14 protein-coding genes and 2 tRNA genes are annotated in these 22,734 nt (G+C 68.1%); 8 read left to right on the forward strand and 8 right to left on the reverse strand.

The window, feature by feature from the left end:
- Nucleotides 1-7: 7 nt before the first annotated feature.
- The 3 genes from LDO15_RS03510 to LDO15_RS03520 form a co-directional block, all read right to left on the reverse strand.
- Nucleotides 8-1,615, reverse strand: a complete 1,608-nt coding sequence (locus LDO15_RS03510; protein WP_223984068.1) for an NAD(P)/FAD-dependent oxidoreductase — start codon at nt 1,613-1,615, stop codon at nt 8-10.
- A gap of 120 nt (nt 1,616-1,735) precedes the next feature.
- Nucleotides 1,736-1,823 (reverse strand) — tRNA-Ser (locus LDO15_RS03515).
- A 155-nt stretch (nt 1,824-1,978) separates the two neighbouring features.
- The gene (locus tag LDO15_RS03520) at nt 1,979-4,273 is read right to left on the reverse strand and encodes a prolyl oligopeptidase family serine peptidase (protein WP_223984071.1); all 2,295 of its coding nucleotides are present in this window, start codon (nt 4,271-4,273) and stop codon (nt 1,979-1,981) included.
- An 85-nt stretch (nt 4,274-4,358) separates the two neighbouring features.
- On the opposite strand from LDO15_RS03520, the gene LDO15_RS03525 reads away from it, so the two are divergent.
- Complete coding sequence (locus LDO15_RS03525) at nt 4,359-6,584, forward strand: FAD/NAD(P)-binding protein (RefSeq protein WP_223987037.1); 2,226 nt, start codon at nt 4,359-4,361, stop codon at nt 6,582-6,584.
- Between the two features lie 345 nt (nt 6,585-6,929).
- Here the strand turns inward: LDO15_RS03525 and LDO15_RS03530 are convergent, their stop codons facing one another.
- The 5 genes from LDO15_RS03530 to LDO15_RS03550 form a co-directional block, all read right to left on the reverse strand.
- Nucleotides 6,930-11,489 carry an ExeM/NucH family extracellular endonuclease gene (locus LDO15_RS03530; RefSeq protein ID WP_223984074.1) on the reverse strand — a complete coding sequence of 1,520 codons (4,560 nt, stop codon included), beginning with the start codon at nt 11,487-11,489 and terminating at the stop codon, nt 6,930-6,932.
- Between the two features lie 422 nt (nt 11,490-11,911).
- Nucleotides 11,912-12,715 carry a VOC family protein gene (locus tag LDO15_RS03535; RefSeq protein WP_223984076.1) on the reverse strand — a complete coding sequence of 268 codons (804 nt, stop codon included), beginning with the start codon at nt 12,713-12,715 and terminating at the stop codon, nt 11,912-11,914.
- Between the two features lie 203 nt (nt 12,716-12,918).
- Nucleotides 12,919-13,749, reverse strand: coding sequence for a glycosyl hydrolase (locus LDO15_RS03540; protein ID WP_223984078.1), 831 nt, complete (start codon nt 13,747-13,749; stop codon nt 12,919-12,921).
- A 72-nt stretch (nt 13,750-13,821) separates the two neighbouring features.
- Nucleotides 13,822-15,150 (reverse strand): hypothetical protein, encoded by a 1,329-nt coding sequence (locus LDO15_RS03545; RefSeq protein WP_223984080.1) that lies wholly within the window; start codon nt 15,148-15,150, stop codon nt 13,822-13,824.
- Nucleotides 15,151-15,377: 227 nt separating this feature from the next.
- Nucleotides 15,378-15,465: transfer RNA gene (locus LDO15_RS03550), tRNA-Ser, on the reverse strand.
- Nucleotides 15,466-15,621: 156 nt separating this feature from the next.
- Here LDO15_RS03550 and LDO15_RS03555 point away from each other — a divergent pair.
- The 7 genes from LDO15_RS03555 (at nt 15,622) to LDO15_RS03585 (ending at nt 22,720) form a co-directional block, all read left to right on the forward strand.
- Nucleotides 15,622-16,605 (forward strand): NAD(P)H-quinone oxidoreductase, encoded by a 984-nt coding sequence (locus tag LDO15_RS03555; RefSeq protein ID WP_223984082.1) that lies wholly within the window; start codon nt 15,622-15,624, stop codon nt 16,603-16,605.
- A gap of 176 nt (nt 16,606-16,781) precedes the next feature.
- On the forward strand, nt 16,782-17,318 hold the full coding sequence (locus LDO15_RS03560; RefSeq protein WP_223984084.1) for a PadR family transcriptional regulator: 537 nt from the start codon (nt 16,782-16,784) through the stop codon (nt 17,316-17,318).
- Nucleotides 17,319-17,646: 328 nt separating this feature from the next.
- On the forward strand, nt 17,647-19,926 hold the full coding sequence (locus LDO15_RS03565) for a carbon starvation CstA family protein (protein WP_223987039.1): 2,280 nt from the start codon (nt 17,647-17,649) through the stop codon (nt 19,924-19,926).
- Nucleotides 19,927-19,939: 13 nt separating this feature from the next.
- Nucleotides 19,940-20,131, forward strand: coding sequence for a YbdD/YjiX family protein (locus LDO15_RS03570; RefSeq protein ID WP_223984087.1), 192 nt, complete (start codon nt 19,940-19,942; stop codon nt 20,129-20,131).
- A gap of 270 nt (nt 20,132-20,401) precedes the next feature.
- Nucleotides 20,402-21,181 carry a bacterial proteasome activator family protein gene (locus LDO15_RS03575; RefSeq protein ID WP_276572939.1) on the forward strand — a complete coding sequence of 260 codons (780 nt, stop codon included), beginning with the start codon at nt 20,402-20,404 and terminating at the stop codon, nt 21,179-21,181.
- 7 nt (nt 21,182-21,188) lie between these two features.
- On the forward strand, nt 21,189-21,653 hold the full coding sequence (locus tag LDO15_RS03580) for a hypothetical protein (protein ID WP_223984090.1): 465 nt from the start codon (nt 21,189-21,191) through the stop codon (nt 21,651-21,653).
- Between the two features lie 221 nt (nt 21,654-21,874).
- Nucleotides 21,875-22,720, forward strand: coding sequence for an aldo/keto reductase (locus LDO15_RS03585; protein ID WP_223984092.1), 846 nt, complete (start codon nt 21,875-21,877; stop codon nt 22,718-22,720).
- Nucleotides 22,721-22,734 lie beyond the last annotated feature (14 nt).

A 22,734-nucleotide genomic window follows, 5' to 3' on the forward strand; every position in this document is an offset into this window, starting at 1 on the left:
TTCCGGTTCACGCGTCGCGGAGCCAAGGCCCCGATTCCAGCACGGCCATGGCGGCGTTGTGGCCGCCGATGGCGCTGACGGCGCCGCCGCGGCGGGCGCCGGAACCGCACAGCAGAATCTGTGGGTCCTCCGTCGCCACACCCCAGCGGCGCGCCGGGGTGTCCAGGGGTTCGCCGTCCTCCACGAACGGCCAGTCGAGGCCGCCGTGGAAGATGTTGCCCCGGGGCATGCCGACGGCGCGTTCGATGTCCAGGGTGGTCTTGGTTTCGATGCAGGGCCGCCCTTCGGCGTCCGTCAGGAGCAGTTCTTCGATGGGCTCAGCCACGACGGAGTTCAGGGACGCCAGGACCGCGGCCTGCAGTTCGGCGCGGCGGTCCTCGTTGTTCTCCGGGGTGACCAGCCGGTCCGGGACGTGCAGACCAAAGACCGTGAGTGTCTGGGCGCCCGCGGCCTGCAGCTCCGGGGACAGGATGCTGGGGTCGCTGAGGGAATGGCAGTAGATTTCGCACGGCAGCGGCGAGGGCACGGATCCGGCGGCGGCGCTGAGGTAGGCGGAGTCGAGCTGGGACCATGCCTCGTTGATGTGGAACGTCCCGCCGAAGGCCGCCTCCGGGCTGACGGACGCGTCGAGGAGCCGGGGAAGCCTCCGAAGCAGGAGATTGACCTTGACCTGCGCGCCCTCGCGGCGGTGGTTCGGGTTGCCGGTGCCGGTTTCGCCGTCCCGCAGCCGGTCCAGGACTACCGGCGCCACATTGGAGAGGACCCACCGGGCGGAAGACGAGTGGTCCTGCCCGCCGTGGCGGTAGCGCACGACGCCGCCGGCCCGGACGGCCGTGACTTCCGCCGAGGTCAGGATGGTCGCGCCGGCGCCGCGGGCGGCCCGCTCCAGCTCGCCGGAGACGGCACCCATGCCGCCCACCGGCACGTCCCAGTCGCCCGTCCCGCCGCCGATCAGGTGGTAGAGGAAGCAGATGTTCTGCTGCAGGTCTTCGTCGCCGGCCCGGGCGAACGTCCCGATCAGCGCATCGGTCAGCACCACGCCGCGGACCAGGTCGCTGTGCAGGTCCTTGCTGATGGCGTGCCCGATCGGGCGTTCGATCATGGCCTCCCACGCCTCGGCGGCCCCGGCCCTGGCCGCCAGGGACCGTGCTTCGGAGCGTGAGAGCAGCGGCGCGGTCATGGTGGGCCAGAGGGCCTCGGTGAGCCGTCGGCAGGCGGCGTAGAACGCGGTGAAGGCGCGGAACTCGCCGTCGGGGGCGCCGACGGCGGCGAAGGACGCCGCGGTGGCCGCTCCGTCCTCGTTGTCCACCAGCAGGGCACGGCTGCTGTCCTGGGGGTCGGGGGTATAGGAGGAATAGCGCCGCCGCGCCAGTTCGATGCTCAGGCCGAGGTCCTCGATAATCTGCCGGGGCAGGAGGCTGACCAGGTACGAGTAGCGCGAGAGGCGGGCGTCGACGCCGTCGAACGCGTGCGCTGACACCGCGGCGCCGCCGGGGTGCTCCAGCTTCTCCAGGACCAATACGTCCCGCCCGGCCTTGGCCAGGTACGCGGCCGCGGCCAGGCCGTTGTGGCCGCCGCCGACGATGATCGCGTCAAATTCCGTGTTGCTCGACATGGGTCCATCCAACCATCCGCGCCCGGCGGCGGGCGCGAGGCGTCCGGCCACCGGACGGGCTGCCGCCGCGGGCTGCTCCGGGAACGCAAAAGGCCCCGGTCCAAGGACCGGGGCCAAACGCGGAGACGGGGGGATTTGAACCCCCGGTGGAGTTGTGCCCCACACTTCATTAGCAGTGAAGCCCATTCGGCCGCTCTGGCACGTCTCCAATTGCTATTAACTAGCCAACCAAGGATACGCAGAAGGTGCCACGCAGTGCAAAACGGCCGCCCCAGAACAACGCGGGGTCACGTCCGGCCCATCCCGGCGGTCCTGATGGGCCGGACGTGACCCCGCGTTGCTGTCGGCGGCAGGGGTGCGGGGTCAGGCCTCCCGGCCGGCCAGGGCGCGCCACAGGAAATGCTGGCTGCGGCTCTGCAGGGCCGCCGCCTGCCGGTTGTCCGATGCCCCCGCGTGGCCGCCCTCGAGGGCCTCGTGGAACCAGACATTCGGGATTCCCATGGCCTGCATGCGGGCCGCCATTTTCCGGGCCTGGACCGGGCCCACCCGGTCGTCCGAGGTGGCGGTCCAGATGAACGTCTCCGGGTAGTCCACCCCGTCCCTGAGCAGATGGTACGGGGAGAACGTCTTCAGGAACTCCCACTGCTCCGGCACGTCAGGGTCACCGTATTCGCCGATCCACGAATAGCCCGCGGAGAGTTTGGAGTACCGGCGCATGTCCAGGAGCGGCACGCCGCAGGACACGGCACCGAACAGTTCCGGGTACTGGGTGAGCATGTTGCCCACGAGCAGCCCGCCGTTGGAGCCGCCCACGCAGCCGAGCCGCTCGCGGGAGGTGACGCCGCGGGAGATCAGGTCCCTGGCCACGGCGGCGAAGTCCTCGTAGGCGCGGTGGCGGTTCTCCTGTAGCGCGGCACGGTGCCAGGACGGCCCGTATTCGCCGCCGCCGCGGATGTTCGCCACCACGTACACACCGCCGCGGCGGTGCGGGGCGCCGCCCTCGGCGGCGTTGGATTCCGCGGTGCGCCGCTCCAGCCACGCCCGGCCGATCGCGCCGCTGTAGGCAGGGGTCCGGGAGATCTCGAAGCCCCCGTAGCCGGACAGCTGGGTGGGGTTCTGGCCGTCCAGGACCAGGTCCCGGGCGCCCACCTGGAAGTAGGGGACCTTCGTGCCGTCCTTGGACACGGCGAAGTGCTGCTGAACTTCGTAGTCCGCCTCGTTGAAGAACGACGGCGACGTCCGGATCACCTCGTGCGTGCTGCTGACGCGGGCGTCAGCCCCGGAGTCAGTGCTGCGGGTCAGGGTTCCCCGGGTCAGGGTGGTGGGCGTCGTGAAGCCGGTGGCGACGAGCCAGAAGTCGTTCCCGGCGCCGGGCGCCTCGCCCTCGGAAATCGCGGCGGCGCCGCCGGTGCCGTCGTCGTCGGAGTCTTCGGCATCGTCTTCGTCGTCCACCGCGAAGGCATTGACGTCGTGCAGGGGCGGGCAGGCGTCCAGCACGGTGGCCGCCCAGGCGGAGTCCGTCCCGGGGCGCCGCGGATCCAGGACGTGGATTTCCGAGGACACGTCGCGGAGCAGATTCAGCAGCAGGAAGTCCCGTGTCCAGCTCCAGGACTGCAGCGAGGTGTGCGGATCGGGCGTGAAGAGCACCGCGAGGTCCCGGCCGCCGGCGAGGAAGTCCTCGAATCCGGCCGCGAGCAGGGATCCGGCCGGGTGCGTGGTTCCGTTGACGGTCCAGTCGCGCTGCGGGCGGAACAGCAGCCATTCGCGGTGCGAGCTCAGGTTCACATCGGCGGGCACATCGATCCGCACCCACTCGCCGTCCCGCAGCACGGAGGTGTTCTTCTCGAAGAAACTGATCCAGTCGACGGCGAATGTGCGTTCGAAGCCCGGGGTGGAGTCGTGGGCCACGATCGCCATCATGTGGTCTTCGGGGATGTCGAAAAGCTTCTCGGCCTGCGTCAGGGATTCGCCCCGGCGCAGCTTCACGCCGGTCCGGGCATAGGACGAGGTGGTCCGCGGCAGGTTCTCGGCGGTGGTGGCGACAAGCAAGGTGTCCCCGTCCAGCCAGGAGGCGTTGCCCTTGCCGGTCGGGAGGTCAAAGCCGCCGTCGGCCGGGTCCACGAAGCCGCGGGCCTCGACGTCGAACTCCCGGTAGCGGTTCGCGTCCCCGCCGTCGGGAGAGAAGGCCAGCAGGGCCCGCCGGTGCGGTTCGCCCGGGGCCGGGCGGAGGAAGTTGGCGCCGTGGAAGACCCAGTCCTGGCCCTCGGCGGCGGCGAGGGCGTCGACATCGAGGAGGACGTCCCACACCGGCGCCCCGGCCCGGTAGCTGTCCCAGCTGGTCCGCCGCCACAGGCCCCTGGGGTTGTCCCGGTCCTTCCAGAAGTTGTAGTACCACTCACCGTGCTTGCCCACCATGGGGATCCGGTCAGTGGAATCCAGGACCTCCAGGATCCTGCCCTCCAGCTCGGCGTAGTCGGCATTCTCGAGGAGCTCTTCGGTGCGGGCATTCTGTTCACGGACCCACGCCAGCTGCTCCTGGCCGTAGATGTCCTCCAGCCAGATGTTCTCGTCGACAGGTTCGGGGGAGACCCCCGCAGCCGGGACGGCGCCGCTGGCTTGGCCGGATGCGGACGGGTGATCAGCTTCTGTGGTGGTCATCTTTCCATCCAAGAACATCGATGCGGCAGTAGCAAGTCACACCCCGGGTCAAGCCAGCGCCCGGGTTGCCGATACGCTGGATGCCGTGGGCATATCGCGAAGCATCCGGACGGCAGTGATAGGCGCCGGTCCCCGGGGCACGAGCGTGCTGGAACGGCTCCTCGCCAACTGGGCTTCCGCCGGACCGGCAGGAACCCTGCACGTCGACGTGATCGACCCCTACCCGGCCGGCCCCGGACACGTCTGGCAGCCCGGACAGTCCCGGCTGTACCTGATGAACACGCAGTCCTTCTATCCCACGGTCATCCCCGAAGACCGGGAGCTCGCCGCACCCCTGGCCGGGCACACCTTCGACCAGTGGCGCGAGCTGCAGCAGCGCCGCCCCGACCCGTCGCTGACCGACGACGAGCGCGCCGAAGTGTCACGGCTCGCCGAGACGGACTTCCCCAGCCGTGCCCTGTACGGCCGCTACCTGCGCTCCACCCTGGAACAACTGCTCACCCGGCTGCCGGACGGAGTCACCGTGGACTTCCACCCGGCCACGGCGACGTCCGTCCGCCACGCGGCCGCTGGGACCGGGGACCCTGCGGCGGCACCGGTGGAATTTGCCGGACAGAAGGAATCGTCGGTGCGGTTCGACGTCGACCTCGACGACGGCACGGTGCTGACCGTCGACTCCGTGGTGCTGGCCCTGGGCCACCTGGACGCGCAGCTGAACGCCGAGCAGCGGGAACTGCACGCCTCGGCGCAGGAACTCGGACTCTTGTACGTGCCGCCGGCGGCCCCCGCCGACGTCGACTGGTCCATGGTCCCGGCCGGCCGGCCGGTCCTGGTGCGCGGCATGGGCTTGAACTTCTTTGACGTGATGGGACAGCTGACGGAAGGGCGCGGCGGCCGGTTCCTGGCCGCGGAGGCGAACGGCGAGCTGACGTATCAGCCCTCCGGCGACGAGCCGCTCATCATCGCCGCCTCACGCCGCGGAACCCCCTACCGGGCGAAGGCGACGCTCACGGGCTACTATCCGGGCGCGGTCCAGCTGCGGTACTGCACCGAGCACGCGATCGCGAAGTTCGCCGACTCCGGCATCCGGCCGTCCTTCGACTTTGACCTCTGGCCGCTCCTGCACCGGGACGCGATCTGGGCCTACTACTCGACGCTCGCGCGCTCGCAGCCCGATGCCGTCCTGACCGACCCGGCCGAGTTCCTGCGCGCCCTGGACGAATCCCTGCGGCCGCACGCGCACTCGACCGGGAAGTGGGAAAACGCCACCGAATCGGTCATTGCCGTCCATGTCCGGGAAGCGCACCGCCTGGACCTGCTTGGTCTCGCCGCGCCCCTGGCCGGGCGGTCGTTTGGCTCCCGTGCCGAACTGGATGCCGCTGTCATCGAGTACCTGCTCGACGACGCCCGGCGCTCTGCACTCGGCGAGGACGACCCCGTGAAGATGGCGATCGGCGCCCTGCACCACGGCCGGGCCGTGCTCAAGACTGCCGTGGCCGACAGCGGCATCACGGACGAATCCTGGGTCGCGGGGCTCCGCGGCTGGTTCGAGTCGTTCGTAGAAGGCCTTGCGAGCGGTCCGCCGGCACTGCGAGCTGCGCAGCTCGCGGCGCTGGCCCGGGCCGGGGTAGTCCGCTTCGTGGGCCCGGACCCCAAATTCGGTGTGGACCGCCGGGCCCGGATGTTCACCGCGGCGTCGCCCTGGGTGGGCGGCACCGAGCAAAGCGTCGACGGCGTCGGCATTGATAGCAGCGGCGGCGTCGATGACAGCGTCGAGGACTCGGCGGGTGCTGGAAGGGACGGCGCCGGGACTGGTGCCGGTCCGGGCCGTCCTGTCGCTGGACCGGCCGCCGCGGGCAACGGTGCCGTGGGGAGCTCTGGCATGGGGAGCACCGGCCTGGGGACCGCCGGCCTGGGGACCGCCGGCCTGGGGACCGCCGTGGCGGGTGCCGTGACCGCGACGGCGATGATCGAGGCGCTGGCGCCGGCCAACCGGGTGGCCGTCAACGCCTCGCCCCTTCTGAAACAGCTGCTCGCCGAGGGGCTGGTGCGACCGCGGCTCATGATGACCGTGGAGGGCGTTCCGGTGCAGACCTCGGGGCTGGACGTGGTGCCGCACCCCTACCGGCCGCTGGGGGCCAACGGGTCCGTGACGGAGGGACTTTACGTGCTCGGACTCCAGCTCTCCGCGACGCAATGGGGCACGGCCATCGCCGCCGAAGCCCGGCCGGCGTCGGGACCGGTCTACCGCAGCGGCCAGCGCACCCTGCGCGACGCCGACGAGATCGCCCGCGACATCCTGGCCCTCTAGCCCGCACCCGACCCTCTCCACCCGGCTCCGAAGAATGGACATGCCCTCCGTCGGGGCTGAGCAATGGGCATATGGGGTACATGTCCGTTGCTGCGGCGCAGGGGAGGGCATGTCCCGTGCTGGGCCCGGTCGCGATGACCCCGTGAAGGCCCGTGAGTCCCCGGGATGACCCCGCGAAGGCCCGCGAAGGCCCGCGATGACCCTGTGAAGGCGCCGCGATGACCCGTGAAAAATGGGCATGCCCTCCGTCCGGGCCGAGCGCCGGACATATGTCCTATATGTCCATTGCTGCGGGCCGGGGGAGGGCATGCTCACTGATGCGGGCCCGGAAGCCGGGCTAAGGCATCAGCCCTTAAGGCACTTCCGGTAGGCCGCCATGGCCGTCCCGTAGTTCATCTGGCCCACGAGGTCCGAGGGCCGCGCCGGCTTGACCGGAGGCGTGCACTTCGGCGGGACGGGGACGCTGGCGGTGACCAGCACGGCCGCTTTCACCACGGTGCCGGATTCGGCGGCGGTGAGCACCAGGGTGCCCGTGCCGGCAGCGGCGCCCGCGGGAACCTTCACGTCCACCGTGGCGGCGCCGGCCGTCACCGGTACCGTGCCGAGGGACGTCAGGGTACCCGCTGCATCCGTGAACTCGGCCCGCAGCGCGGCGTTCACCGGGCTGCCCAGCGAGGTGAGGTCCAGCTTCGAAACCGCCAAAGTGATGGAGTCCCCGCCCTTGACCTCGGCCGCCGTCGTGTTCACCATGGCCACGGAGCGGCGAGCGAAGTCGGGCGAGACGGGGTCGTGGGCCTGCAGGTACTTGATCCACGCATCGCGGTCCACGAGTCCGGAGTCCTTGGTGCCGGCGCCTTCCTTGAAGATTCGGAAGTTGTCGCCGCCGGTGGCCAGGAAGTTGAACGTGCCGATCCGGTAGGGCTTGGCCGGGTTAATGAGTGTGCCGTTGACCCGGATCGAGGTGATCCGGTCACCGGCGGGACGGGCGGCGTCGTAGGTGTAGTTCACGTTTTTGGACAGGCCCAGCTGCTGGTAGGCGCGGCTGGGGACCGTGCCGTCCGGGTTGGTCTGCCACTGCTGCTCCAGCAGGGTCTTGAACTGCGCCCCGGTCAGGGACGTGGTCCACAGGTTGTTCACGAACGGCAGCACCGCGTTGGCCTCGGCGTACGTGATGGTGCCGTCCGGAGCGTAGTACAGCTCGTTGCGCAGACCGCCCGGATTGACGACGCCGATTTCGGCGGCGCCGAGGTCCGGCGCCTTCAGCGCATCCACCAGGGAGTCCGCCACGAGGTTGCCGAGCGTGGACTCGCTGGCCCGGTCATCGCGCACGGCCGGAGAACCGGCGAACGCCGTCGTGATGTCCGCGGTGACCTTGCCGACCGGTTGGCTGCCCACCACGGCGGCGTCGGCCAGGGCCTTGTCCACGATGGTCTTGACCGCGGCGACCCGAGGGTAGGCGGCCACCAGATCGGCCGCGGGCTGCGCGGCACTCGTGGTGCGCTGGACGTTGCCGGCCTTGTAGCTGGTCACCGACATCGTCTTGGTGTCGATGGTCAGCTGGATCTGGCCGATGAACTCGCCGTAGTTCCCGGTCTGGACGATCGGGCGGGTCTTGCCGGTGGGCTGGCCTGCCGGATCCAGGACGGGGGCGTCCCAGGCGTACTGCTTGTGGGTGTGGCCGTTGAAGATCGCCGCAACATCCGGGGTGACCTTCTGGACCATCTTGGCGAAGGGGCCGCCGGCGGCGACTTCCTGGTCCAAAGTGGCGCCGTCGGGCGCGCCGGACCCGGCGCCGTCGTGGTTCTCCACGATGATGACGTCGGCGAGTTTGTCCGCCTTGATCTTCGCCGCGACCCGGTTGATGGCATCCACAGGGTCGCCGAACTCAAGGTCCGCGATGCCCGACGGCGTGACCAGGGAGGGCACCTCCTGCGTGACGGTGCCGATCACGGCGACCTTGACGCCGTTCATGTCCAGGACCGTGTACTCCGGCAGGACCGGGGTGGTGGTGCCCTTGGTGTAGACGTTGGCGCCCAGGTACGGGAATTTGGCGTTGGTCCCGCCGGCGGTGACGCGGTCGCGCAGGTCCGCCCAGCCGCCGTCGAACTCGTGGTTGCCCACCGCGGAGGTGCGCAGGTCCAGGGCGTTCAGCACGTCGATGGTCGGCTGGTCCTTGGCCACCGCCGAGGCGAACAGCGAGGCGCCGATGTTGTCGCCGGCCGAAATGAACGCCGTGGCACCCGGGGCGGCAGCTGCGCGAAGCTTCTCGATGGTCCCCGCGAAGAACACGGTGTTGGAGTCGATACGGCCGTGGAAATCGTTGATGCCCAGGAAGTTCAGCTCAACGCTGGCCGGGGTGACGGGCAGATCCAGGCCCACCACCACGGGATCGTGGTCGCTCGCCCGGAACTGGTCCGGAGCGTAGTAGTCGGTGACGTTGTTGTTGTAGCGGCTGTACTCCAGCGCCACGGATTCCACGGAGTTGATGTTCCAGATGTCGGCGCCGGTGACCGCGGTGTTGGCCGCCGGTGAGGCGAGGATGTGGTCCAGGGAGCCCACGAGGCCGCCGAAGAGGTAGGAATGCTTGGCCGACCCGTCGGCGTTCTTCGCCTTCTCGTCCTGGTTGACGTACCCGGCGCCGGTGAGGACGTTGATCGGGTCCTCCTTGGCGTAGGAGTTGAAGTCACCGATCAGGAAAACCTTGTCCGTGCCCTTGGATTTCTGCAGTTCGTCGGAGAACGCCAGCAGGGACTGTGCCTGGGCGGTGCGGGCGAGGTTTGAGGCGCCCTGGCCCTTGTCGGTGTCTTCCGGCGTGGCAGCGGAGCCCTTGGACTTGAAGTGGTTGGCGATCGCGATGAACTTCTTATCATCGGAGGCGCCCACGGGCTTGAAGACCTGGGCCATCGGCTTGCGGGCACTGGCGAACGCGACCGTGTCGTTGTGGATGATGGACTCGCCGATTGGTTCGGCCACAGCCTTCTTGTAAATGAACGCGGTACGGATCATGTCCTCGTCAGCCAGCGGGGGTGCGTTGGCGGGTGTGCGGACGTAGTCCCAGATCCCCGGGGTGGCGATGTTCAGGGCCTCCACTAGCCTGGCGAGGGCGTCGTCCCGGTTCTTGCCGAACTGGGCCGAGTTCTCGACCTCCATCAGCGTGACGACGTCGGCCCCGGACTTGGAAATGGCGGCGACTATTTTGTCCTGCTGCCGCTTGAAGTTCTCCGCGTTTGCCGCGCCGCGGACGTCGCAGCCGCCCTTGACCGTGATCGGGTTGCCGGCCCGGTCGGTATAGAACGTGCAGCCCGCCACCTGGTCGCCCGTGGTGGGGAAGTAGTTCAGCACATTGAATGAAGCGAGCTTGAGGTTGCCGCCGACGGCCGCCGGGGTGTCCGCGCGGGTGGCGCCGAAGCTTGCCGGCTGGACGGTGTCCGCGTTGGCTGGCGTCAGCTGCGTCAGGGGCTGGAGCTTCCAGGCGTTGTTCGCGTAGCTCAGCACCACGTTGGTCTTGAACGTCACGGGCGCGCCGACCCGGACGTGATCCGCCGTGGTCAGGTAGGGGAGCGCCTGGGCCTTGGTGGCGGCGTCCCTGAGGAAGTTTGTGGTGGCGCCGTCGTCGAGCTTGATGCCGCGGGCGGCGTTCGCCGCGACCGTGGCGTTATACTCCGGGGAGCCGAACGGCGCGACGGCGGTGGGCTGCTCCAGCGTCGTGGTGCCGCCGGCCAGGCCGATTTCTCCGTACTGGTTCAGCGAGAAGTTGTCCGCCACGGTGACCGGGCCCTGCGGGGTGAGCAGCATGCCTTCGAGGGATTCACGGAAGGCCTCGTCGGCGGGGAGGGAGAATGCGGTGGCCTTGACCTCGGGTGCGGCCTCGGTGAGTTTTGTCAGATCGGCCGCCGCGGCAACGGTCAGTTGCGTCATGCCGAAGAATTCGCTGACGGCGCCGGTGAGTTCGACGTAGTCGCCGATCCTGACGGAATCCACTGTAGACGGCGAGTAGACGAACACGGCGTCCGACGCCGCGTGGTTGGCCGGCGTGAGATCGCCGCCGGTGCCGGGGGTCTGGACGTAGTAGCCGGCGAAACCGCCGGTGGGGAAGGTCGCGGTGACCCTGCCGCGCGTGGTGACCGATGCTCCGGCCAGCGGGCTGGCTGCACCGTTGCCCTGGATTTCGGCGATGGTCTTGACGGCCGGTGGCGTGCCCGGGCCCGGAACCACGGGCGGGTCGACCGGGCCCGGAGCCGTGCCATTGGCGGCCTTCGGCGTGATGGCTGCGTTGAGCGTGATGTCAGCGGAGTTGTTGTTCGTGTCCGCGCCGTTGCTGCGGTTCAGACTTTTGACGTCGGTGTTGCCCGACGGCGCAGCGGCCGCCTGGGTCTCAAAGGTGTTGGACGTGCCGTAACCGAGCACGTCGGCAACGTTGCCCGGTTCAATGACCGAGCCCGTTGCCAGCGGGTTCAGTGCGGCGGACTGCCGGGCCAGCACGATCGTGCCGCCCGCCCCGGCCGGGTTGAACCCGGTGGCGGTGGCGTCCGGGGCCGGCAGGTCCGCGCCGGCCGTGCCGTTGCTGCCGCCCTTGAGCAGGTAGTAGCCCTTGGCGGGGATGCTCCCGGCCAGGGCAGCCACCGAGCTCGGCGCCCCCGCGGCCGTGGCCGCGCGGTACTGGACGGACCAGCCCTCCAGCGAGACCGGCGCGTCGGAGCTGTTGTAGAGCTCGACGAACTTGTTCTTGAATGCGGCGCCGGAGCTGCCGCCACTGAGGTATGCCTCGTTGATGACCACCGGCGAGGTTCCGGGTGCTGCCGGGGAGACCTCCACGGCGTTGGCCGGCGCGACCGCCAGCGGGGCCGCAACGAGCGCCGCCGACAGGGCTGTGCCCAGCACTGTTTTCCAGGGTGTTTGTTTCATCCGCTCTAACTCTCATTAGGGTGCCCCGGGTAAGGGGCAGTGCAGTTAAAAGGGCAGGGTGCAGTGCGTCCGCCGGGTGCAGCGGACAGTGGCCGGCCTGAACTCCTGGTCAAGTCGTGCCGGGCCCATCCAAACAGGGGTGAATGAACAACGTATGGATTAGACGTGCATTCGGCGGGACGTCCCCCAGCGAGACGCGCCGCAATCTTCCCGGAGCGGCTCGAAAGCCCCGGGCAACGGTGACGGGTGCTGCGGTTGAGCGGAGCCCGGGTGCCTACACCGGACGCTCCACAGCAGAATACCGGCCAGTAGCCCTTGGGGAAGGGGCTGGCCGGTATTTCTTACAACAATTTTTGTAATTGGGTCGGAGACGCCTTCCGGGGCCTATTCCGTCCGGGCGTCCGGGGGCCGGGGGTCCGGGGCTAGGCCTCCGCGGCGGCCTGGGCTCCCTGTCCGGTGTCTGCCACGATCTTGAACATCGCGCCGGTGGGGTCGGCCAGCGTGGCGAGCCGGCCGAACGGGGTGTCGTCCGGCCCGTCGATCACGGTGGCGCCGAGGGAGACGGCCTGGGCGATCGTGGCGTCGGCGTCCTCAACGGCGAAGTAGACCTGCCAGTTGGAGGGAACCTCGGCCGGCAGGTAGGCCGAAGCGTCCATGATGCCGGCCTTGGCCGCCGGCCCCGCACCCAGCGTGGTGTAGCGGAATTCCGGAGTGTCGCTCATGACCTCGGTGTCCCAGCCGAACACGTCCTGGTAGAACTTGACGGCAGTGGCGTAGTCCTTGGTGTGGAGCTCGTGCCAGGCCGGCGCGCCCGGTTCGGCTGCCAGTTCAAAGCCCGCCATTTCCGCCGGCTGCCACACGCCGACGGATGCGCCGGTGGGGTCGCCGATCATGGCCATGCTGCCCTGCTCGGGGACCTCCATGGGCTGCATGTAGACCTGTGCGCCGTGCTCGGCAGCAGCCTTGACGGTGGCCGCGGCGTCTTCACTGCGCAGGTACGTGGACCACATGTCCGGCCAGCCTGCCTGGTCCGGCTGCTGTTGCATCATGCCGGCCACGGACTTCCCGTCCTTTGAGGCAGTGATGTAGCCGCCGTACTTTTCTTCGTCGCCGGTCTGGTAAGTCCAGCCGAACAGCGCGCCGTAGAACGACTTGGCCTTCTCGGCATCGGAGGTCATGAGGTCGATCCAGCACGGTGCGCCATTGGAGTGGTCGGGTGTAGGCATGGGGGCTCCTGCTCTCGGTGACGGCCAGGACGTCGTCGTGCGGCCGCCGGACTGTGTATTAGGTGGTGGGAACTGTGTTTGGTGGACCCAGATGGAAAACGCTGGTGGTGGTGACTGGCTGGTGGGGACACAGAGAGACTATGACGGGGCACCGACACTTTCAATGGGGCCGCTGCCGTCACCCAGCAGACCCGCAGGCGCACTTAGAGGGAGGCGTAGAGCTTGCCCGTTGATGTCATCGTCCCGTCCAGGTGGAACAGCGAGGACGTGCCCATTATGGGGTCGTTGATGGGGCGGTTCTTCCATGCGAACCGTTCCACATACGGCATCTTGCGCATGCCCGTCACAGTCTCTCTCATGAACTTCTCGACCATCGGGCGGGTGTAGATGCTGCGGCGGGTCTTGGTGGCGTTCCAGTCCGCGACCGCGTATTCCGTGACCCAGATCGGCCGTTGATACTTCTCATGCAGCGCGGTGACTTTTCTAAGGAAGCTGTCCGAGTTTGGCCAGGCGTAGCAGTGCATGGTCATGAAGTCGACGCGCAGGTTCTCCCGCTTGGCCCTGAGCATGAACTGTTCCAGCCAAGGGCTCGTTGGGCCGACGGTGGCCGGAGATCCCAACCGCAGCCCGGTCGTCTGAAGCAGCGGCCAGAGCCGGACGGCCTCATCGACAGACATGTTGGCCTGGAGGGGGTGGTCGGGTTCGTTGAAGCCGAGGAGGTTCTTGGTTTTCGTCTGGCTCAGTTCCCTGGCCACAAAGCCGAGCGCATCTCTTTCGAGCAGCCGCCTGCCGTCTTTGATCATCGGAACGAAGGGCGTGCCGGTGTAGGTCCGCGTGGACTGCCAGGTGTAGTACCAGTCGGGGTTGAGGCCTCTGATCTGCCGGAAGGACAGCGCGTCACTGCCGCCGTTGGATGCGCCCTTGAGGGCCCGGACCGGGGCGGTCGCGGCGCGGGCCGATCCGGCGCCGGCTGCGATGAGTCCGGGGACGGCCAGGGCTGCCAGCGGGAGTGTGAGGAATTCTCGGCGTTCCATGGGTTCCTTCGACTGGTCGTGGGGCGTTTCTGCCTTGGCCCCGGAGGTCAGGGGGCCCGTTCGCATCAGGTGTCAGCTGTTGTAGGTGGGGTATCTTGCGCGCAGCGCCGCCAGTGCTGTGGCGTACTTGGCGCCTGCCGCGGCGAACGCGGTGCGGGTGGCTGCGAGCCGGATCTCGTTGCCTGCTACTTCCCGGGCGTATTTGGTGCGGAGTGCGGCTGTGCTTCTCTTGTAGCCGGCGACAGCTTTGGCGTGAGTGTCCGCGAGTTCGGCGCGCTTAATGGTGTACTCGGCCTGGGATTTGGTGTACCCGTCGCGGAGGGCGGCGATTCGCGCGTCCCGGGCGGGGGCTTCCTTCGCGTAGGCGGCTTTGAGCCGGGTCCGGGCCTTCTCGTAGTCGGTCTTGGACCGGGTGTAGCCGTCGTTGAGGGCTTGAACGCGGTCAGACTTGGCCAGGGATGCGCTGTCGTATTTTGCCTTGAGCTGGGCCCGCGCCGTGGTGTAGTCGGCCTGGGACTGGGTGTAGCCGTCCCGGAGTGCCTTGATGCGCGCGTCCCTGGCGGGGGCTTCTTTGGCGTACGCCGTCTTTAGGGCGGCCAGTTCAGCCTCATAGCCGGCAACGGCTTTCGTGTAGGCCGCCCTCAACTGGTCTCGTTCTGCTGTGGTCGTTGCCGCGGCGTAGTCCCTGGCGTAGACGACCTGCTTCGCAGTGCGGGCCGCCTTGGCCTTCGCCACCGCGGCGTCGTAGGCAGCCCTCTTGGCGGCGTAGTTGGCGTTTTCGTTGGCGATGGCCTGATCGAGCGCGGGCCTCCTGCGGCTGTTCGCCTCGGCCAGGCCGGCAACGGCTTTGGCGTAGGCCTTGGTCTCCTGGTCGAAGGCGGCTCGTTCGGCTGCGATTGCCCGGTCCAGGGCGGGGCGTTTCCTGTCTTGGGCGGCGGCGAGGTCTTTCAGGGCCTGCGCGTTCGCTGCCGTCTTCTGGGCGTAGGCTGCCTTTTCCGCAGCGAGGGCTTTGTCGAGCGCGGGCCGTTTTGCGCGGTTCGATTTAGTGAGCTCGGCGACCGCCTTTTCGTAAGCCGCGTCCTTGGCGTCGAGCCCGGCTCGCTTGGCGTCGAGGGCTTTGTCCAGGGCGGGCCGGAGGTTCTGCTCGTAGGCATATTCACTGGCCTGGTCGTCGACGAAACGTTGGGCCGCTGTTTGGTACCCGGCGACGAGGGTGATGAGGGCGGTGTTGTACGCGGCTTTGGCCATGGGGGCGCTGAGCGCAGCGGCCGTGACGCCTGCCGGGCGGATTGCAGCCGTTGGGGTGGCAGCGTTGGCCGCCGGAGTCACCGCTGTGGCACCAAGGGCGAGCGCAAGGCTGAGGCCAAAGATACTGGTGATGCTGGTGGTGGTCTTCGTCACGAGGCCGATCGTACCGGACCGTTTTGCCTTCCATGCGGCAGGATGCCAGGTGAGCGGGAAGATTGCGCAGATCCTGCGGAATCACAGCTAGGAGGCCGGCGTAATCCGGGACAAACACGGCTGGCGGACGAGTCAGGCCGGCTGGAGCAATCTCTCGATTGCCTCAGCCGGCCTGAGAACTGCGCAAATGAACTACGCAGAAAGTCCGCGCAAACTCTGCGCTCTCGCGGAAGGTAAGAGATTCGAACTCTTGGTACGGGGTCACCGCACACTGGTTTTCAAGACCAGCTCCATCGGCCGCTCGGACAACCTTCCCTAACGAGTAGTCTTTCATAGGCAGTCGGCTGCCACAAAAACACGCAGCGCTTACGGACGCTTGCAGCTCCCCGCCCTATTCTGGGGAGAGATGTTGAACGGACCTGGTGATCGCGGCGCGAGTGCGCGGAGCCAGTTAGGAATCGGGAGTGCTCCATGAAGGCTGTCTATATCTCAGAGCCCGGCGGACCCGAGGTCCTGGAAGTCCGTGAGGTCGACGACCCCGTGGCCGGCCCCGGCGAGGTGCTGATCGACGTCGTCGCCGCGGGCCTGAACCGTGCCGACGTCCAGCAGCGCAGGGGGTTCTACCCGCCGCCCCCGGGTGCCTCCGAGGTCCCCGGGCTGGAGGTCTCCGGCAGGATTGCAGGCTTCGGCCCGGGCGTCACCAAGGCGTTCTCCCTAGGGGACAAGGTGGTGGCGCTGCTCGCCGGCGGCGGCTACGCCCAGAAGGTGGCCGTGCCGGCCGGGCAGGTTTTGAGGATTCCCGACGGCGTGGATCTGGTCACGGCCGCATCCCTGCCGGAGGTCGCCGCGACGGTCTATTCCAACCTGATCATGACGGCGCAGCTCCAGCCGGGCGAGACGGTCCTGATCCACGGAGCCACGGGCGGGATCGGCACCATGGCCATCCAGCTGGCGAAAGCCATCGGCGCCCGGGTAGCCACGACGGCCGGCAATGCGGAAAAAGTCGGCACCGCCAAGGCCTTCCTCGGTGCGGATATCGCCATCAATTACGCGGAGGAGGACTTCCCCGCGAGCCTGCGCGCGCAGAACGGCGGCAAAGGCGCGGACGTGATCCTCGACGTCGTCGGGGCCAAGTACCTCGCGCAGAACATCGATGCCCTCGCTGACTACGGACGCCTGGTGGTGATCGGGCTCCAGGGCGGGGCCAAGGCGGAGCTGGACCTTGGGCAGCTGCTGCGAAAGCGGGCCGCCATCATCGCCACGGCGCTGCGTCCCCGCCCGGTCGAGGAAAAGACCGTGATCATGAACGCCGTGCGCGACGCCGTCTGGCCGATGCTGACCGACGGCAGGATCAGGCCCCTCGTGGCAAAGACTTTCCCGCTGGACCAGGTCGCAGCCGCGCACGCCTACTTCGATTCCGGCGACCACGTGGGCAAAGTCCTGCTGGTCATGTAGCGGCCGCGATGGCATGGCTGCTGCCTTAAACCGCAGGTCGGAGACGATTTATTCCGTCCGCAGTATGCGCTGTTTTGCGGTTCGGGCGGTAATGGCGATAACGTAAGTCCATACGCGGTATACACGCGTCTTGGGGCGCGTGTATGCTGTGTGGTTTCGTGACCTCCGGGAGCGCCATGTCTATCCGTCACAGTCTGCTCGCACTCTTGCAGGACCGGCCGCGCTACGGCTACCAGCTCAGGATCGAATTCGAGGACCGCACCGGTTCGTCCTGGCCGCTGAACATCGGGCAGGTCTACACCACCCTTGACCGGCTGGAACGCGACGGGCTGGTCCGCAATGACGGCGGCGACGGCGACGGGCACGTCATCTACAGCATCACTCCGGCTGGCCGGGCCGAAGTCCACGACTGGTTTACGGCCCCGGTCTCCCGGACCAATCCGCCCCGGAACGAACTCGCCATCAAGCTCGCCCTTGGTCTCACCATCCCCGGGACCGACGTCGGGGCCATCATCCAGGCCCAGCGGGCTGTCTCCATCCGCGCCCTGCAGGAATACACCAAGTCCCGCCGCGACACTGCCGCGCTTCAGCGCCCCGCCGATACCGCCAGGCTCCTGGTGCTGGACTCCCTGGTCTTCCAGACCGAGGCCGAAGTGCGCTGGCTGGACCTCTGCGAAGCCCGGCTGATGCAGCTCAGCAACCTCCAGGCGTAGCCCGGCCCGTAGCCCGGCCCGTAGCCCAGCCCGTGTCCCTGCCCCGTGGTGATTTCGGGGCCGCGCGAATGCCCGGTGGCCAACAGGGTTGCGCCGCCTCGCCCGGCAGCCCGTGAAGCGTGACCGTTCACCGCGCGATGCCGACCGCTCGCCGCACCGTCGGCATCGCCGGGGGCGGGGGCGGCCCCGGGGCGCGGACCCATTGGTAGGGTGCGGGGGGCAGTTCTGTACCCCCGGACTGCCCGGTTGGGTTTCTCAAGGAGGAGACATGGGCACAATGCCAGACGGCACACAAGGCGACAGCACGCAAGGCATCGCACCAGGCGGAATGCGCGGCACCGCACAACTCGACGACGGGATCGTTCCGGACCCGTCCCTACCGCCAACGTCGGTGGATGAGTCCGTCCGCGACTCGGCGGACCGCACCTGGACCCCCGGCAAAATCGCCCTGTGGGCGGCCATTGCTCTGCTGGGCGGAATCGCCTGGTTCATGCTCGCAATCATCCGCGGCGAGACCGTCAACGCCATCTGGTTTGTGTTCGCGTCGGTCTGCACGTACCTGATCGGCTACCGCTTCTATTCCAAGGTCATTGAGCGTTACCTGCTCAAGCCCGACGACCGCCGCGCTACTCCAGCCGAATACAAGGCCGACGGCAAGGACTACGTCCGCACGGACCGCAACGTCCTGTTCGGCCACCACTTCGCCGCCATCGCCGGCGCCGGTCCCCTGGTGGGCCCGGTCATCGCGGCACAGATGGGATACCTGCCCGGCACCATCTGGATCATCATCGGCGTCGTCCTCGCGGGCGCCGTTCAGGACTATCTCGTCCTGTTCTTCTCCATGCGCCGCGGCGGCCGCTCCCTGGGCCAGATGGCCCGCGAGGAACTCGGCGTGATCGGCGGCACCGCCGCCCTCATCGCGACGCTGCTCATCATGGTGATCATCGTCGCCATCCTCGCCCTGGTGGTCGTCAACGCCCTGGGCGAAAGCCCGTGGGGCGTCTTCTCGGTGGGCATGACCATCCCGATCGCCCTCTTCATGGGCGTGTACCTGCGCTACATCCGGCCGGGCAAGGTCATGGAGGTCTCCCTGATCGGCTTCGTGCTGCTCATGGCCGCCATCATCGGCGGCGGCGCAGTGGCAGGCACCGAGTGGGGTGCCGCGTTCTTCCACCTGGACAAGGTCACCATCGCCTGGGGCCTGATCGTCTACGGCTTCATCGCGGCCATCCTCCCCGTCTGGCTCCTCCTGGCCCCCCGCGACTACCTCTCCACCTTCATGAAAATCGGCGTGATCGTGATGCTGGCCCTGGCCATCATCGTGGTCCGCCCCGAGATCACGGTGCCGGCGTTCAGTGAGTACGCCAGCCGGGACAATGGCCCGGTCTTCTCCGGCGCCCTGTTCCCGTTCCTGTTCGTCACGATCGCTTGCGGCGCGCTGTCGGGCTTCCACGCCCTGATCGCCTCCGGCACCACACCCAAACTGATCGAAAAGGAGCGCCAGACGCGCCTGATCGGCTACGGCGGCATGCTAATGGAATCCTTCGTCGCCATCATGGCCCTCGTGGCCGCCATCTCCATTGACCGCGGCATCTACTTCGCCATGAACGCCCCCGTGGCGCTGACCGGCGGAACCGTCGAGACAGCGGCCGCGTGGGTCAACAGCCTGGGCCTGTCCGGCGTCAGCATCACGCCCGGCGACCTCGCGCAGACGGCCAAGGACGTGGGGGAGCAAAGCATCGTGTCCCGCTCCGGCGGCGCGCCCACCCTCGCCGTCGGCCTTGCGCACATCATGCAGCAGTTCATCGGCGGCACCGCGATGATGGCGTTCTGGTACCACTTCGCCATCATGTTCGAGGCCCTGTTCATCCTCACGGCCGTCGACGCCGGAACCCGCGTCGCCCGCTTCATGCTCCAGGACTCGATCGGCAACTTCGTCCCGAAGTTCAAGGAGCACTCCTGGCGCCCGGGCGCGTGGCTCTGCACCGCCATCATGGTAGCGGCCTGGGGCGCCGTCCTGATCATGGGCGTCACCGACCCGCTGGGCGGCATCAACACCCTGTTCCCGCTGTTCGGGATCGCCAACCAGCTCCTGGCGGCCATCGCCCTTTCGGTCTGTCTGGCCATCGCCGCGAAGCGCACCGCGTTGAAGTACCTGTGGATCGCGGCGGTGCCCCTGGCGTTCGCCGCCGTCGTGACCATCACGGCGAGCTTCTATAAGATCTTCTCGCCGGTTCCGGCCGTGGGCTACTTCGCCAATAACGCAGCCTTCGCCAAGGCCCTTGCGGACGGCAAGACGTCCTTCGGCACCGCCAAGACCCAGGCGGCCATGGAGGCCGTGGTCCGCAACACCATGATCCAGGGGTGGCTGTCGATCATCTTCGTGGTGCTGAGCATCATCGTCATCATCACTGCCGTGATTGCAACCATCAAGGCGCTGCGGAACACGGCCGCGGGGCTCCCCAGCGCCGGACACGAAGACCCGGCCCAGGCCTCCCGCGTTTTCGCCCCCGCCGGGTTCATTCCCACCGCCGCGGAGCGCGAGCTCGTGGCCGAGTGGAACAAACTCGCGGCCGGGCAGCGGCTCGAAAAGTCCGGACACCACTGATGCGGAGCCGGACATGAACGCGGTCCTGGCCGGGTTCCGCGGAGTTGCCGAGTACCTCGGCGGAGTCCTGGGCGCCGACGCGTACAAGAAGTACCTGGCGCATCACGAGGCCTCGGGCCACACCGGACCGCCCCTGACCGAGCGGGAGTTCTGGCGGGACCGAACCGACCGGCAGGACATCAGCCCCCAGGGGCGGTGCTGTTGAGCAGTGCTGTTGAACGGTGCTGTTGAACCGGCGTTGCTGAGCCGGTGCTGTTGAACCGGCGTTGCTGAGCCGGTGCTGTTGAACCGGTGTTGCTGAGCCTGTGCTGTTGAGGCGGCGATGGAAGGGCAGCCCGGACCAGCTGGGCGGCTGAAACGAGACACCGGCAGTACCGGGGGAGAGGCGCCGTCGGGCACATGCGTGTCCGACGGCGCCTCTCCGCTTCCGGCGGACGCCGGGTTCGCGTCGCCGGGCGCATGAGAGTATGAAGCCATGAGCGATCAGCACGACACTCAGCACGACACTCAGTCCGGAGCCCAAACTGCCGACAATGTGCCTGTCGAGGGCACCCCTGTGGACGACGCACCCGTCGAGGGCACCCCTGTGGACGACGCACTCGTCGAGGGCACCCCTGTGGACGACGCACTCGTCGAAGGCACCCCTGTGGAGGACACCCTGCCGCTGGCCGGCACGCCCCTTGCGTCACCGGATGCGGTGCCGCCCGGCGGTCGCAGCGGACCCGGGCCCAGGCCGCCCCGGGGAAGCGAACTTCAGGACCTGGTGGACCAACCGGCGAAGGTCATGCGGATCGGCACGATGATTAAGCAGTTGCTGGACGAGGTGAGGTCCGCGCCGCTGGATGATGCAGCCAGGGTGCGGCTGGCCGAAATCCACGAGCGCTCCATCAAGGAGCTCGAGGACGGCCTCGCCCCGGAGCTCGTGGAGGAGCTCGAACGGATCAACCTTCCCTTCCCGGAGGACGCCACCCCCTCCGACGCGGAACTTCGGATTGCCCAGGCCCAGCTGGTCGGCTGGCTGGAGGGGCTCTTCCACGGCATCCAGACCGCCATCGCGGCCCAGCACGCCGCCCGGGAGCACGCCTACGCCCAAATGCAGCTGCGCCAGCTGCCGCCGGGAACCGTGATCGCGCCGGGCGTCATCATCGGGGAGAACGGCGAACCGGTCCGCGCCGCCGCACCCCGTCGCGGTGCCGACCCCTCCCAGCCCCCCGAACCCGCGGACCCGGACCACGGTCCCGGCCAGTACCTCTAGCGCGACCTTGGGCTTCTTCAGCACAGCACGGCAAGGACGCAGGGACGACGCCGAACTCGGCAAGGGCCTCTGGCGGCGCGCCCATGACCGCTTCAACCGCGGGCTGGACCGCTACCATCAGGTCCTCGAGGGCGTCGAGGACGAGACGCTGTACGGCGAGCTGGTCGACATCGCCAACGAGCTCTCCGCCCTCGCGCCCCGGGTCCGGGAGATCTGTGTGGAGGCCCAGCGGCGGTTTCCCAGCAATGGACTTGATATCCCCGGACCACTGGCCGGGGTTCACCGCGCCCTCTCCACGGCAGGCAATTCGCTCGCCATGACGGCGGAGGCGGCCGCGATGCTCCGCCTCGCCGTGGGCCCCGTCCCGGCGGGCGCGGCGTCCGTGCGGCGGCGCGCCGAATCCGTACTGGAACACGTCCACGACGCCGAACGGCGGCTTGCGGAGGCTGGCGGCGGTTCCGCGCCGGCCTGAACGCAGTTCCGGAACGTTCGGAAGGGGCCCCGCCGCTAGTCCGGCCCGTCATGGCGTTCCGCCGTGTGCCCGTGTGCCTGTATTCCCGGTATGGCCTGCATGCCCCGGTATCCAGCGGTACTCTGCGGTATTCCAGGTATTCCAGGTATTCCCGGTTACGCGCCTAGCTTAGCTTCGCCCTGGCGCTAGCCGGGCAGCGCCGATACCGGCAGGATAGTCGTATGACTTTTTCACCGGAACTGACTTTCAATGACGGCAACACCATCCCCCAGCTTGGCTACGGAGTGTGGCAGGTTGAAGATGACGTGGCCGAAAAGGTGGTTGTCCAGGCGTTCGAGGCCGGCTTCCGCCACATCGACACCGCCAAGATCTACGGCAACGAGGCAGGGGTGGGCCGCGCCATTGAGCGCTCCGGCCTCAAGCCCGAGGAAATCTTCATCACCACCAAGCTGTGGAACGCGGACCAGGGCTACGAGTCAACCTTGAAGGCATTCGAGGAGTCCATGGAGCGGCTGGGCCTCGAAACCCTGGACCTGTACCTGATCCACTGGATGCAGCCCAAGCAGGACAAGTACGTTGACACCTGGAAGGCCCTCATAGAGCTCCAGAAGCAGGGCCGCGTCAAGACGATCGGCGTCTCCAACTTCACCAAGGAGGGCCTGCAGCGCCTGATTGATGAGACCGGCGTGGTTCCGGCCATCAACCAGGTCGAACTGCACCCGTTCTTCAACCAGGCTGAACTGCGCGAATTCAACGCTTCCAAGGGAATCCTCACTCAGGCCTGGTCGCCGCTGGGCCAGGGCGGCGAGCTGCTCGAGAGCCCGGTCATTTCCCAGATTGCCGCCAAGCACGGTGCCACGCCGGCCCAGGTTGTCATCGCCTGGCACCTGGCGATCGGCAACGTGGTCATCCCGAAGTCGGTGACTGAGTCCCGGATCCGCGAAAACTACGCGGCCCTGAACGTCACCCTCGATGAGACCGACATCCAGGCCATCGACGGACTGGACCGTTCCGCCGAAGGCGCCGGACGGATCGGCCCGGACCCGGCCGTCTCCGACTTCGCCTAAGCGACAGTCCCCAG

The sequence above is a fragment of the Arthrobacter sp. NicSoilB8 genome (assembly GCF_019977355.1).
Lineage (GTDB): Bacteria > Actinomycetota > Actinomycetes > Actinomycetales > Micrococcaceae > Arthrobacter.